The sequence below is a fragment of the Vibrio injensis genome (assembly GCF_001895205.1).
GTDB lineage: Bacteria > Pseudomonadota > Gammaproteobacteria > Enterobacterales > Vibrionaceae > Vibrio > Vibrio injensis.
Genome location: NZ_BDJF01000025.1, coordinates 202,031 through 215,964 on the forward strand (window position 1 = coordinate 202,031; position 13,934 = coordinate 215,964).

Annotated in this window: 15 protein-coding genes and 1 pseudogene (1 of these 16 cut by a window edge); all 16 read left to right on the top strand. The window is 53.8% G+C overall.

Annotated elements, in window-relative coordinates; genetic code table 11:
* A protein-coding gene (locus tag BSR11_RS11755) for a phage tail tape measure protein (RefSeq protein ID WP_439951151.1) crosses the window boundary here: on the top strand, positions 1-1,193 show its 3' portion. 1,948 nt of this gene lie to the left of the window's left edge; 1,193 of the gene's 3,141 nt are visible here — the last part of the coding sequence; its start codon lies off the left edge, out of view; its stop codon occupies positions 1,191-1,193.
* A 1-nt stretch (position 1,194) separates the two neighbouring features.
* Entirely contained in the window at positions 1,195-1,578 is a 384-nt protein-coding gene (locus tag BSR11_RS11760; protein ID WP_072670544.1) for a phage tail protein, read from the top strand.
* Complete coding sequence (locus tag BSR11_RS11765; RefSeq protein ID WP_072670545.1) at positions 1,578-1,781, top strand: tail protein X; 204 nt, start codon at positions 1,578-1,580, stop codon at positions 1,779-1,781. The genes BSR11_RS11760 and BSR11_RS11765 overlap by 1 nt, the downstream gene beginning before the upstream one ends.
* Entirely contained in the window at positions 1,781-2,785 is a 1,005-nt protein-coding gene (locus tag BSR11_RS11770) for a contractile injection system protein, VgrG/Pvc8 family (RefSeq protein WP_072670546.1), read from the top strand. The genes BSR11_RS11765 and BSR11_RS11770 overlap by 1 nt, the downstream gene beginning before the upstream one ends.
* Positions 2,769-3,104, top strand: coding sequence for a GPW/gp25 family protein (locus BSR11_RS11775; RefSeq protein WP_072670547.1), 336 nt, complete (start codon positions 2,769-2,771; stop codon positions 3,102-3,104). The genes BSR11_RS11770 and BSR11_RS11775 overlap by 17 nt, the downstream gene beginning before the upstream one ends.
* Entirely contained in the window at positions 3,101-3,961 is an 861-nt protein-coding gene (locus BSR11_RS11780) for a baseplate assembly protein (protein WP_072670548.1), read from the top strand. Before BSR11_RS11775 ends, BSR11_RS11780 begins: the two co-directional genes overlap by 4 nt.
* The gene (locus tag BSR11_RS11785) at positions 3,961-4,944 is read left to right on the top strand and encodes a phage tail protein I (protein WP_072670549.1); all 984 of its coding nucleotides are present in this window, start codon (positions 3,961-3,963) and stop codon (positions 4,942-4,944) included. The genes BSR11_RS11780 and BSR11_RS11785 overlap by 1 nt, the downstream gene beginning before the upstream one ends.
* 10 nt (positions 4,945-4,954) lie before the next feature.
* Positions 4,955-5,395: a hypothetical protein gene (locus BSR11_RS11790; protein WP_072670550.1), complete on the top strand. Its 441-nt coding sequence runs from the start codon at positions 4,955-4,957 to the stop codon at positions 5,393-5,395.
* Positions 5,396-5,407: 12 nt separating this feature from the next.
* Complete coding sequence (locus BSR11_RS11795; protein ID WP_072670551.1) at positions 5,408-6,286, top strand: hypothetical protein; 879 nt, start codon at positions 5,408-5,410, stop codon at positions 6,284-6,286.
* A 10-nt stretch (positions 6,287-6,296) separates the two neighbouring features.
* Positions 6,297-6,617: a hypothetical protein gene (locus BSR11_RS11800; protein WP_072670552.1), complete on the top strand. Its 321-nt coding sequence runs from the start codon at positions 6,297-6,299 to the stop codon at positions 6,615-6,617.
* 12 nt (positions 6,618-6,629) lie between these two features.
* Complete coding sequence (locus BSR11_RS11805; RefSeq protein WP_072670553.1) at positions 6,630-7,631, top strand: hypothetical protein; 1,002 nt, start codon at positions 6,630-6,632, stop codon at positions 7,629-7,631.
* 54 nt (positions 7,632-7,685) lie between these two features.
* The gene (gene avd / locus BSR11_RS11810) at positions 7,686-8,018 is read left to right on the top strand and encodes a diversity-generating retroelement protein Avd (RefSeq protein WP_072670554.1); all 333 of its coding nucleotides are present in this window, start codon (positions 7,686-7,688) and stop codon (positions 8,016-8,018) included.
* A gap of 295 nt (positions 8,019-8,313) precedes the next feature.
* Complete coding sequence (locus BSR11_RS11815; RefSeq protein ID WP_072670555.1) at positions 8,314-9,366, top strand: reverse transcriptase domain-containing protein; 1,053 nt, start codon at positions 8,314-8,316, stop codon at positions 9,364-9,366.
* A 34-nt stretch (positions 9,367-9,400) separates the two neighbouring features.
* Positions 9,401-10,255 (top strand): annotated as a pseudogene (locus BSR11_RS11820) (lyase family protein); the annotation flags it as partial.
* Positions 10,256-10,474: 219 nt separating this feature from the next.
* Positions 10,475-11,788, top strand: a complete 1,314-nt coding sequence (locus BSR11_RS11825; protein ID WP_072670556.1) for an anaerobic C4-dicarboxylate transporter family protein — start codon at positions 10,475-10,477, stop codon at positions 11,786-11,788.
* A 517-nt stretch (positions 11,789-12,305) separates the two neighbouring features.
* Positions 12,306-13,751 carry a YfcC family protein gene (locus tag BSR11_RS11830; RefSeq protein ID WP_072670557.1) on the top strand — a complete coding sequence of 482 codons (1,446 nt, stop codon included), beginning with the start codon at positions 12,306-12,308 and terminating at the stop codon, positions 13,749-13,751.
* Positions 13,752-13,934: the final 183 nt, after the last annotated feature.

Consider the following 13,934-nt stretch of genomic DNA (forward strand, 5'->3'; position numbering starts at 1 on the left):
GCTTTGGCGCTGCACGTGAGTGGCTGGCGGGTGTGGACTGGAGTGGCGCAGCCTCCACAGCCTGGGATGGGGTTAAGACGGTTTTCCGTTGGTCGCCCCTTGGCTTGGTGTCGCGCGGCTTTGGTGCTGCGCGTGAGTGGCTGACGGGTGTGGACTGGAGTGGCGCAGCCTCCACTGCCTGGGAGGGTTTAAAGACGGTATTTCAGTGGTCGCCGCTTGGGCTTCTGATTCGCGGCTTTGGCGCTGCACGTGAGTGGCTGGCGGGTGTGGACTGGACTGGCGCAGCCTCCACAGCCTGGGATGGGGTTAAGACGGTTTTCCGCTGGTCGCCCCTTGGCTTGGTGTCGCGCGGCTTTGGTGCTGCGCGTGAGTGGCTGACGGGTGTGGACTGGAGTGGCGCAGCCTCCACTGCCTGGGATGGGGTTAAGACGGTTTTCCGTTGGTCGCCCCTTGGCCTGGTCTCGCGCGGCTTTGGTGCTGCGCGTGAGTGGCTGACGGGCGTGGACTGGAATGGCGCAGCCTCCACTGCCTGGGAGGGTTTAAAGACGGTATTTCAGTGGTCGCCGCTTGGGCTTCTCATTCGTGGATTTGGTGCTGTCACTGACTGGCTTTCCGGTATCGACTGGAGCGAGAGCGGGCGGGCCATTTTGGGCACATTGGTTGATGGCATAAAAAGTGTGGCCATGGCTCCGGTTAATGCTGTCCGCAATACCCTGGGTAAGGTTCGCGAGCTGTTGCCGTTTTCTGATGCAAAGACAGGGCCGCTATCAGACCTGACCGCCTCGGGCGCTTCCATTCCCAGCACGCTTGCTGAGGGTGCGCAAAGTGCGCAGGAAGTGCTGGGGCAGAGTTTGCGCGGCGTTCTCTCAAGCGTGTGGTCCGGTGCGCGTGAGCTGCTGAGCGGCAACGTGGACGTGGGGGCAAAGATTGGCGAGGTGTTGACCCCGGCGCGGCAGGCTGCCAGTGCAGGCTTGGTTGCAGCCAGTGCCGTGATGGCCCCCGCTACGGCAGCAGCCGACGCGCCGCAAGCGCCCGCCAAGGTAGAAATTAGCAATCACTACCAGATCAGCGTACAGGCTGCACCTGGTATGGATGCAGAAGAGGTAGCTACGTTGGTGCAGCGCAAAATTGAAGAGGCCGAAGAGGCCAAGGCTCGGCAACGTCGTGGCCAGTTATATGACGGGATGAATTGAGATGATGTTAGGGCTAGGTGATTACCGTTTTAGCGTTGACCGCGCCGCTTACCAAGAGTTGCGGCGGGTCACTGATTACCGCTGGCCTAGCCAGGAGCGGATTGGCCGAACCCCTGCCCGGCAGTTCGTTGGCCCTGGTGATGATCGCCAAGACCTTGAGGGTGTTATTTATCCGCACTTTCGGGGCGGTCCCGGCCAACTGGATGCTATGCGAGAAGAGGCAGCGCAAGGCACCCCGCTGTTGCTGGTGGATGGCGAGGGCCGCATTCATGGCCGCTGGGTGATTGAGCGCGTAGAGGAAACCAAAAGCGTGATTGATGAGAAGGGCCGTCCGCGCCGCCAGCAGTTTCGCCTGACAATCGCTTTTTATGGGGATGATCGCTGATGGTTGTGTATCGAACGAAGGACGGAGACCGACTGGATCAGATTTGCCACCGCCATTATGGCCGTGTGGATGTGGTCCAGGAGGTGCTGGATGCAAACCGGGGGCTGGCTGATTTGGGGCCGGTACTGGCTGCGGGTGTGCGCATTAAGCTGCCGCAGCTTTCGCCACCCAAGGCGCGTAAGACTGTGAGGTTGTGGGACTGATGAAGCCTGTTTTCCGCGTTACCGCCGATGGCTCAGATATAACAGCCGCTATTCGGGACCGGCTGGTGAGTCTGCGTGTGATTGATGAGGCGGGCGAGGATTCGGACACCCTGGAGATTGTGATTGATGATCGGGATGGTGTAGTGGAGCTGCCGCGCAAGGGCGTGGAGCTGGAAGTTTGGCTGGGATTTGACGCGGATGCAGTGGGTATGGGCCTGTATGTGGTCGATGAGGTGGGTGTTACGTTTGTGCCTGCCCAGATGAGGATTACTGCGAGAGCGGCCAACTTCAGTAACTCCGATACAGCCAGAGACAGGCGCGCAAGCCTGCGGGAGCCGCGGTCGCGCGACTGGCACCAGGTAACTCTGGGCGACATGGTGGAGGAAATAGCTGGCGAGCATGGGTTTGAGGCGCGGGTTAGCGATGAGCTGGCGGCTATAGAGCTGGAGCACGTAGACCAGATAGACGAAAGCGACCTGAATTTACTGATGCGCCTGGCTCGTAACCATGACGCATTGGCCAAACCTGCCGGTGGTCGGCTATTGGTGCTGCCTCGCTCTGACATGCGTACAGCGGATGGGCGTCAACCGGACCCGGTGACGATTACGCCGGAAGATATTAGCGGCGGCTCTGTGGTAATGCCTGAGCGCTCCCGGTATGCATCTGTCGTGGCTCACTACCATGACGCAGAGCTGGGTGAAGAGGTAGAAATTCAGGCTGGAGAAGGCGAGCCGGTCTTTCGTGTGCGGCGAGAGTACCCGGACGCGGACAGCGCAAGAAGTGCTGCAGAGGCCAGGCTTAGGGCATTTGAGCGCGGGGCTGTTGAGTTGACGCTAGACCTGCCAGGCAATCCGATGGTGGCGGCGGGCACCCCGGTGCAGCTTACTGGTTTTCGCCAGGGTATAGACCGCAGCTACCGAACCGAGCGGGCGGAGCACGTGCTGGACGGTCGTGGGCTGCATACCCGGATACGGGCGGAGGGTGACAATGCAGGGAATGAATAAGGATACAGGCAAGCGATTGGCTGGCGTGGCGCACTTGCGGCAAAGCATTCAGGACATTCTGAGCACTCCGCTCGGAACGCGGGTGATGCGCCCCACCTATGGTTCGCGCTTGCCGGAGCTGATAGACCGGCCTGTGGATGATGCGCTGTTGATTGATCTGTATGCGGCCACGGCAGAGGCACTGGAGGACTGGGAGCCTCGCTTCGAGTTGCGCCGCGTTCAGGCTGTACAGCCTACCGAGGGGCGCATAACCATAACTGTTGAGGGGCTGTATTTGCCTGACAATGAGTACATACGACTGGAGGGGCTGGAGCTGTGAGTGCGATTGATTTAAGCCGCCTACCGCCGCCGGAGGTTATCGAAGAGCTGAGCTATGAGGCTATTTTGGCTGAATGGAAGGCGGACCTTATCGGCAAGGACCCGGCCCTTGAAGCTGTTCTCGAGGTGGAGAGTGAGCCGCTGACAAAAATGGTGCAGGTGGGCGCATACAGAGAATATCTGATGCGGCAGCGCGCCAATGACAAGGTGCGCGACCTCCTGCTGGCGTTCGCCCAGGGGCCTGATTTGGACCATATAGGCGTTACTCGCTTTGGTGTTGAGCGGTTGATGCTGGAGCAAGGGCCGCCCCCTGTTTATGAATCGGATGAGGCTTACCTGCGCCGCCTTCTGATTGCACCGGACCGCTTTACTACGGCGGGTTCTGAAGACTCTTATGTCTTCCATGCTCTAACTGCCAGCGGCGACGTTAAGGACGTAAAGGCCCTGAATGGCGGGGCTGGCCGGGTTCGTGTCCCTGTCCTTTCGCGCGAGGGAACTGGCGAGGCGTCGGCAGCACTGGTCGCTACCGTGGATGGTGCATTGCAGCCACAAAAGGTGCGTCCACTGAATGACTTAGTACAGGTGTTCAGCGCAACTGTTAAGACCTACCAGGTCGCGGCCACACTGACCGTTCGCCCTGGGCCGGACACCGAGGTTGTACGGATGGCCGCAGAAAAAGCCGCGCAAGAATATGCCGATTCCCGGCACTCCCTGGGCGTGGACATGATACGCGACGCGATGCAGGCGGCCCTGTATGTGGAGGGTGTGGAGCATGTAGACATGACCGAGCCTGTCGCCGATGTGCTGTGCGGTGACACGGAAGCGCCCTTTTGTGTTTCGGTGGAGGTTAATGCTTGATGAGTAGCCTGCTGCCACCCAACGCTACAGAGCTGGAAAAGGAGTTGGACGAGGTATTGGCTCGCCAGGAGCAGGTGCTGCCACCTATCCGCGAAATGTGGGACCCGTGGAGTTGCCCGACTGAGTTGCTGCCTTGGTTGGCGTGGTCTGAGGGTGTTGATGAGTGGGATTCGCAATGGCCAGAGCAAGTTAAGCGTCAAGTGATCGCGTCAACGCCTGAGATTCGCAAGCACCGGGGCACCGTCTGGGCTGTCCGCGAGGCGCTGCGGGCTGCTGGCTATGCCGACGCAGAGCTGCAAGAAGGCATGCCGGTACTAACCCATGACGGCAGCCAGCTTTATGACCAGGTAGAGACCTACGGCGGAGGCGCGCGCTGGGCGCTGTTTAAGGTGATAGCGGATATTGGCGAGGGCAAGGGCGTCGGCGGCGCTGAGTTAAACCGCCTGTTACGCTTGATTGACCGCGCCAAGAACGTGCGCAGCGTGCTGCGAGAGGTTGCCTATCGGGCCAGCGTGGACGACGTGATAGCGGCACAGGACGACCAGACCGTGGATGTGCTGCAAACGGTTGAAGAGGTGCGCCCGTGGGGTCGCCGCTATGACGGAGTAATAAGTCATAACCAAGCCACTCAACTACCGCGTGCGCCGCAATACTTTGATGGCGCATACCGCCACACCGGCGAGCTGCGCCACGACGGCCTGAGGCCCTACCACGACTGGGATGTGACTGGCGAGCGCTACGACAACCAGTGGGATGAGATGGTGTTCGGACTACGCTCAGAGCTGGACGAGTCGCACCAGGTGGCTGCGCACTATGACGGCGCAGCCAGCTATGAAGCCGTTCTTAGCCACGGCGACACCCAGCCCCCGGCTGTTGATGCAGGGCTGCTGAATATCGTGCTACGGCGTCGCCATAACGGGCGGCTGAACTATGCGGGCGGCCAGCAATACGCAGGCAGCGCGCCAATATCACAATCGTTTTAAGGGGCTTTATATGCACTTAGAGGACACAGAAAACTTGCCCACCGGCACGCTGGAGGTGGCGATTTTCAAAAACGGCCAACTGTTCGACTTCTGGAAGGACCAGAACCTGGTTGTTAACGAAGCGCGCACCATGCTGGCTCAACTGGTTGCCGGTGACTCGGCTGGCTCAGCAATTACCAAAATCGGCTTTGGGGTGGGCAGCACCCCGGCGGACCCAGATGACACCAGCTTGTCCAGCGCTTATGTGCGCAATCTGACCGGCCACAGCTACCCGGAGGCGGGCAAGGTGCGCTTTGAGTTCGCACTGAATACCAGTGAGGCCAACGGCCTGACCATTCGGGAGTTCGGTCTCATTACCGCCGATAACCGCCTGTTCAGCCGCAAGGTGCGCGGGGGTATTGAAAAAAACGACGACATCAGCTTAGAGGGTGTCTGGACTATCACGTTTTAGGAGGGGTGACGCATGGCGAACCTACAAGAGCAGGCCACCTGGGAAAGTGGCGTTTATCAAATTGAAACCACCGACCCAGTGGTGGGCGGCCCGGACGGCGTTAGCAACGTCCAGGCCAAGCAGCTAGGCAATCGTACCGCCTACCTCAAACAAAAATTAGAAGAGGCACAGCAAAGCCTTGATGCCGTCGGTGTTGAGGGCCAGAACGCACTTTGGGCGGCTGTCGAGTTGGCACTGGCCGACGTGGGCCTGCTAACCCGCGAGCTAGACCGCAATCAGACGGTGCGCCATCAAGAAGGTTTCTTCACTCTCTACAATCGGGGTGTGAAGTCGGGATGCAGCATCAGCAAGAGCACCAGTGCAAGCCGCAACCTGTCGATTAGCTCCGGTGTGTGTTTTATGCACGGCGCAGAAATGGGCGTGGACTCAGAGGAGAATGCGGCCAGCGTGCCAGGCAACAGCGGCAGCAGCTCAGCCACGGCACAGGCCTATCTGTACGTGCTTAATAACCGGGTACGCCTGGCAGTGACCGGTCCGAATGAAGAAGCACCGGCAGACACTCTGGTGCTGGCTGATTTACACATTCCGGCAGGTAATACCGGCGCAACCGACCAGTATCTGACCAATGTGACGATTACCACTGTGGCGCGGGTTGAGCCTGACTGGCCACACGTACAAACCGACCCAGCCTACCGACAGCACGACTTTGAAAAGGTGATGCATAACGCCGGGTACCAGCTCAGCCTCGATATTGTGGGCTTTATCGGTGGCCAAAAGCCGGTGCTCATTAACCGCGACGCAGACCGCGCCGCCAACACATTTCGCGTCTATGGCAGCGGCTCGGCTGACGCCGTGCGCGTCCGCTTCGTGGCGCACCTGATGAACCAGTAAGGAGAAGACCATGCGAGTTAAAACCATCGGAGCCGGGCCACACCCGGACATCAGCAAGGCAGGCAGCGTCGTGAGCGTGAACGGCGTGGAAATTGACTGCGAAGCCCGACAGGGCGACAGCGCGCAGATTATCGACCTGCGAAGCAAAGACGGCCTGACCGCCGAAGGTGGCGATGGCCACCAGGTCGCGAGCATTCACATTCCGCCCCGCCAGTACCGCGAAGTCGATACCGGTGAAACCGACGACGAAGACCAGCCAGTGCTGGAACGCGAGGCGGTGCCATTCGACCCGCGCGCAGTCCTGGTCACCCTTTGGACTCATAACAGCTAAGGAGCTAACAACATGATGATTTTCAACCCCGACAGCCTGCGCACGCAGGTAGAAGCAGCCACCGGCGGGCGCGTTACGGTCCTGTATGACGACAAGGGCTACCCGTCTTATATGCACGTCATCCCTAAATTCCGCTATGAAGACCTTGGTCTGGATGGCGTGCTAGGTGCAGGCGTGGCCACTGCGTTCCTGAAGGACGGCCAAGAGAAAAGCGAAATCTTTATCGGTCAGTTCCAGGCGTCAATGTACGACGGTCGCGCCGTAGCGTTACCAGGCAAAGACCCGCGCACCTCTATCAACTTTGATGCCGCCAAGGCCGCTTGTGTTGACAAAGGCCCAGGCTGGCATTTGATGAACGCCCATGAGTGGGCGGCGGTCGCGCTGTGGTGCAAGGCAAACGGATTTGAGCCGCGAGGCAACACCAACTGGGGGCGCGCCCACGACGCCACCCACGAAACAGCGGTACGACCTGACGGTGGAACGCCTGGCGTTTCCAGCGGAACCGGACGCACGGCCACTGGCGGCGGCCCAGCAAGCTGGCGGCACGATGGCGGCCTGTCTGGTATTGCTGACTTAGTGGGTAACGTATGGGAGTGGCAGGACCTGCTAAAAACTAAGGATGGCCGCATTATCACCACACTGGATAACGCCTTTGACAAGGCTGAAAGTGATTGGATCTCGCAGGACCATTACGTGTCAAATGAGGGTGGATCTCCGCGCCTTCAAAACAGCGCTGGTAACGCTGTTGACGCATCGATCAGTCAAGACTGGAACACCCTAAGCAAGCAGTCAGGCTACACGGAAAGCGAGCTTATGAAGCGCCTCCTAATTAGCCCTGACACTGAAACAGAGATGCAGGGTCGATTCTATATCAACACTAATGGCGAGCGCTTCCCGCGCCGTGGCGGCGACTGGAACAATGGCTCGGCTGCCGGGCTTGCCGCGTTGGCTCTGAGCTACGCGCGTTCGCGCACGCACACGAACACTGGGTTCCGCCCCGCTTTTGTATCCTGAAACCCTGCAACATGAGGCCTGCTGGGGTGCGCGAGAGCGCACCCCATTAATATTATGCAAGACCTGATAATCGTCCAAAAAGTCGAGGGAATGATTCAGTACGGGTACCAAGCCGTGCAGCACTTCCCCAAAAGCGAGCGCCACGTCCTTAGCCAGGAATTGCGCCTTTCAATGTGGCGGCTGCTGCGGCTAGTCATCGTGCTAGCGAAGCGATACCACAAGAAAACAACGCTCCAGGACGTCGACGCAGAGCTGGAGCTACTGCGCCGCGAAATCCGACTGGCCAAAGACCTCGGGGTGCTCCCATTCAAGAAATACGAAGTATGGGCGCGACATCTAGACGAAATTGGCCGCATCGTCGGAAGCTGGATTAAGAAAGTCAAGTGAGAGCAAAAGGGCTAAGTGCTACAGCGCTTCCCGCGCCGTGGCGGCAACTGGAACAATGGCTCGAATGCCGGGCTTGCCGCGTTGAATCTGAACAACGCGCGTTCGAACACGAACACGAACACTGGGTTCCGCCCCGCTCTTGAGGTAAGCCAGAAGCGGTATTGGTTAAGGCCGTACCGACAGCGCACCTTCAAAAGGGCGCTTAGTCCTCGGCCAAGTGCCGAAATATGAATAGGTATCGCTGGGCTAGTAGGGTTTCCGAACATCCTGCGATACCGCCTCCAAGGAAAGCAAATTGAAGACTTACAATAACCTATACGAAAAAATCTACCAGTTTGACAATCTGCATGAAGCCTACCTGCGCGCCAGGCGCGGAAAACGAGACCGGGCTGAGGTGCTTCGCTTCGAGCGCGACCTGGAGGGTGAGCTAATACAGCTGCAGAACGAGCTGATTTGGGACCAGTACGAAACAGGAGCATACCGCACCTTTCACGTCTTCGAACCCAAAGTGCGCCTTGTGGCCGCGCTGCCATTTAGGGACCGCGTGGTTCAACATGCTTTAATCGGCACTATAGAGGATATTTGGGAGCGCAGATTCATACACCACAGTTACGCATGCCGACCCGGTCGAGGCATGCACATGGGAGCCAACCAAGCCCAGCAATGGCTCAGAGAGGTCCAGGCGACGCATGGCCGTGCTTACTGTCTCAAGGCGGACGTGGCCAAATACTTCCCCAGCATTGACCACGAGGTGCTTATGGAGTTGCTAGCCAAGCGCATAAGCTGCAAGCGCACCCTAAAACTGTGCCATGACATCATGGAGAGCTGGTACCCAGGACTGCCCATTGGCAACTTAACAAGCCAGCTTTGGGCTAACATCTACCTGCATGAGCTGGACACCTTCGTTAAGCAGCACATTGGCGCACGCAGGTACATCCGCTACATGGACGATTTTCTCATAGTCCACCACGACAAAGCCTACCTTCACGGCTTGCGCCAAGTAATTGAGCAGTGGCTATGGGACCGCCTGCGCCTGAAGCTGAACAACAAAACTCAGATATTTCCAGTGGGCATAAAGCACGGTCGCGCCCTGGACTTTCTCGGCTACCGCATGTGGACGACACACCGCCGCCTACGCAATGACTCAGTGAAGCGCATGGACAAGAAATTAAAGAAGCTTCAAACGCAGTTTAAGGACGGTTTAATCGACTTTTCAGACGTCAAGCAGAGGGTTAATAGTTGGCTTGGCCATGCCAGTCATGCGGACAGCTATCGCATCAGAAGAAAGCTGCTTGGCAGCGCTGTGTTTAGGCGGGGTGAAAAGTTAGAAAATACCGTCTCAAAATAAGCGTAAGCTCATCCCATTTTATTCGGCGCGCTACACTCAGCTCCAAGACGCGGTACCTATGACGGTTGGTCAGGAGTTTCATGCTTGGGCTGTGACGCTGAATGAAGAGATCCGCGCTCTACAATATACCTCTAAGTTATTATTAGAAGTTAACCTTGGTGCGACGGCCATTGGTACTGGTTTGAACACTGCACCAGGTTATCAAGCGTTGGCAATCAAATATTTAGGTGAAGTCACTGGCCTAGAAGTAGTGCCCGCGGAAGATTTAATTGAAGCGACGTCCGACTGTGGCGCTTATGTTATGACTCATGGTGCGCTGAAACGTTTAGCGATGAAGCTATCAAAAATCTGTAACGATTTGCGCTTGCTCTCTTCTGGCCCTCGTGCAGGTTTCAATGAACTGAACTTGCCTGAATTACAAGCGGGTTCATCGATCATGCCGGCCAAAGTTAACCCCGTCATTCCTGAAGTGGTTAACCAAGTGTGCTTTAAAGTCTTCGGTAATGACAACACCATTACTTACGCCGCAGAAGCGGGACAATTGCAGCTTAACGTTATGGAACCTGTGATTGCGCAAGCGATGTTCGAGTCTATCTCCTTACTTTCTAACGCTTGTGTTAACTTGCGTGATAAGTGTGTCGATGGCATTACGGTAAACAAAGAGATCTGTGAAGGTTATGTATTTAACTCGATCGGTATCGTCACTTACCTTAACCCTTACATCGGCCACCATGAAGGTGACATCGTGGGTAAAATCTGTGCCGAAACGGGCAAAAGTGTCCGTGAGGTCGTGCTGGAGCGTGGCTTGCTCACCGAAGAAGAGTTGGATGATATTTTCTCAGTCGACAACTTGATGTACCCTAAATACAAGGCAAAACGTTACGAGTAATTAAATTTACTCCACAAGAAGGCTCTGATTCAGAGCCTTCTTGGTTTTTGCCAAATGGAAAGTCGCTAAAACTTATTCTAAATCATGGTAATTCATCAAAAGTATTGGCTACCTTCCATTGCGACTAAAAAATAAGATAAACCTATGAATTCATAGCCTCGCGTTAAGATAACACTGGGCGATAAAGCGGATTTTCCCATAATCTTTTAGGAGTATAAGATGTTCATAATTGAGTTCCTTATCGTATTAGGATGTATCCTAATCGGTGCAAGGATTGGTGGTATCGGACTAGGTGTCATGGGGGGGATTGGTCTTGCCATTCTCAGTTTTGTGTTTGGTATGCGTCCAACCAGTCCCCCGATTGATGTCATGTTGATGATCATGGCAGTGGTAGCGGCCGCTGCCTCGATGCAAGCCGCTGGAGGTTTGGATTACTTAATCAAAATCGCCAGTAACATCTTGCGTAAAAATCCTCGCCATATCACTTTCATCGCCCCATTAGTCACCTACTTTTTTACCATGATGGCTGGAACCGGACACGTCGCTTATTCAGTCTTACCTGTGATCGCAGAAGTCAGTCGCCGCAGCGGTATTCGCCCAGAGCGTCCGCTTGGTATGGCAGTTATCGCGTCACAATTTGCGATTGTGGCTAGCCCCATTGCGGCCGCCGTGGTTGCATTAGTTGCTTTCTTGGAACCACAAGGCATTACTTTAGGTAACGTACTGATCGTCACCATCCCAAGTACTTTCCTCGGTCTTGCCTGCGCTTGTATTTTTGTCAATAAAATCGGTAAAGAGCTGAAAGACGACCCGGAATATCAGCGCCGTCTGCAAGACCCAGAATTCCGTGCAGAAATGGAGCAAGAGGTTAAAGTCGACGAGATTCAAATTACTCCGCAAGCAAAAACATCGGTTTCTCTATTCCTATTTGGTGCGATTATCGTGGTCTTTATGGGCGCGATTCCTAGCTTGCGTCCGCACTTTGATGGCTCACCGATGGGTATGGCGCATACGATTGAAATCGTGATGTTATCGATCGCAGCTCTGATCATCCTAATTTGTAAACCAGACGGTAATACTATTACGCAAGGCTCGGTGTTCCACGCTGGGATGCGCGCAATCGTAGCCATTTTCGGTATCGCTTGGCTGGGTGACACTTTCATCGCAGGTCACGGTGATATGGTGAAAGAAGCCGTATCGGGATTAGTAGAAGTTGCGCCATGGACCTTTGCTTTTGCCCTATTTGGACTATCAGTGATGGTCAATAGCCAAGGAGCCACCACAGCAGTATTGGTACCCGTTGCGATTACCTTAGGCTTACCACCAGCAGTGATCATTGCCGTATTCGTCGCGGTTAACGGATATTTCTTTATTCCGAACTACGGCCCAATCATTGCGTCGATTGATTTTGACCGCACGGGGACAACTCGGATCGGTAAGTACATCTTTAACCATAGCTTTATGCTACCTGGTTTATTGAGCATGATCTTCAGTATCGGCTTTGGTTTAGTCTTAGCGAATATTTTCCTCTGATCATCAGATCAACGAGTGTCAAAGGGAGCAATAGCTCCCTTTTTATTTTTGATATAAATCAAACAAGCAGCGATTAATTCAACCTTTCGTGCTGACTATCAAAACTGCATAATATTTCTTTTTATTTTACTAAAAAATAAATACTGCCCTACCTTGTTATCACCAGCCTACTGTTTAGGTATAACTAACCCAGACGTTCCAAGAGCGACGTTACACGTAAAGCATATTATTTCATTATTAATAAAAAAATACCCTGAAATAAATAGTCACAACTTTCTCAGAATTTACATCTGAGAATATTCTGTGAAGCAAGGCTAAGATAATTAAGCTTACTATCTTTAAAATAAAATCCATTAAGGTCTATGAATAAACCTTCACTCGACATTGTTAATATCATTACATTCATCTTATTGCTGATTAATAAGAGAAATACTCTTGAATTAAAAATTGACCATGAATCCAAATATTAGCCACCAAGCACATTTAGTCCAGATCATCTAAATGTAAGGAGAACGCTATGACAAGCCAAACTTTACCCACCGATCATAAGAAAGGCTTTTTTGCCAACTTAAAGTTTCCCTCTGCCTATACGATTTTATTTTTATTAATTGCCTTTGTAGCCTTATTAACCTGGATAGTCCCCGCGGGTCAGTACGAACGAACCATCAACGAAGAACTCGGTAAAGAAGTCCCCATTGCTGGCACCTATGCTCCCACAGAAGGTAACCCACAAGGTATTCTTGATGTCCTCCTTGCTCCCATTGACGGATTTTATGACCATAATACCTATGAAGCGGCAGCCATTGATGTATCGCTATTTATTTTGATTATTGGCGGCTTTCTTGGTTTGGTGACCAAAACGGGAGCCATAGATGCGGGTATTGAACGAGTCACCTCGCGTTTACAAGGGCGAGAAGAATTAATGATCCCCATCTTGATGGCCCTCTTTGCCGCAGGTGGCACTATTTATGGCATGGCAGAAGAGTCACTCCCCTTCTATACCCTATTAGTGCCAGTGATGATGGCAGCTCGTTTTGACCCCGTCGTCGCAGCGGCTACTGTTCTATTGGGCGCTGGTATAGGAACGTTGGGCTCTACCATTAACCCTTTCGCGACCGTGATTGCTGCCAATGCGGCAGGGATCCCCTTTACTGATGGTATTTTCCTGCGTCTTGCGATTTTATTAGTGGGCTGGATCATCTGTGTCATGTACGTCATGCGTTATGCGAAAATGGTTCGCGCTGATCAAAGTAAGTCGATTGTTTATGATAAGTATGAAGAAAACCAAGCGCATTTTTTAGGTAACCGTAGCGGAGAAAACTTAGTTTTCACCACCACTCGTAAAATTATTTTAGCCATCTTTGCACTCTCATTTGCCGTGATGATTTATGGCGTATCCGTTGCCGGCTGGTGGATGGCTGAGATCTCAGCGATGTTCTTGGGTTCAACGATTCTGATTGGTCTTGTGGCCAGAATGAGTGAAGAAGAATTTACCAGTAGCTTTATTGATGGTGCACGTGATTTACTTGGCGTCGCGTTAATCATCGGTATTGCGCGGGGTATTGTCGTGGTCATGGACCGAGGCATGATCACTGATACGATTCTTAATTCAGCTGAACATATCGTTACTGGATTATCGTCAGTGATGTTTATTAACGTCATGTACTGGCTAGAGATTTTATTATCATTCTTGGTTCCATCGTCTTCTGGTCTGGCTGTATTAACCATGCCGATTATGGCACCACTGGCAGACTTTGCTGGCGTTAGTCGCGATCTGGTGGTCACGGCATACCAATCTGCATCTGGAATAGTCAACCTAGTCACGCCAACGTCAGCGGTAGTCATGGGCGGCTTAGCCATTGCTCGTGTCCCTTATGTCCGCTGGATTAAGTGGGTCGCGCCATTACTGGGTATTTTGTGTGTGTTTATTATGATTATGCTCAGTATTGGTGTGTTACTTTAAAGCTTCATATGAACGCAGCGTAATCAACGCCATCTGAGCCATAACAAAACCATAAAATCACATTACTTGATAATATTCTTATTCTACAAAGCCGCACGCTATCGGGTGCGGCTTTTTGCTTTTCTATTATCCACTATCGTAACGTTGCCAAAAACGATCTGCATTGCGATTAATTAGTTTTAT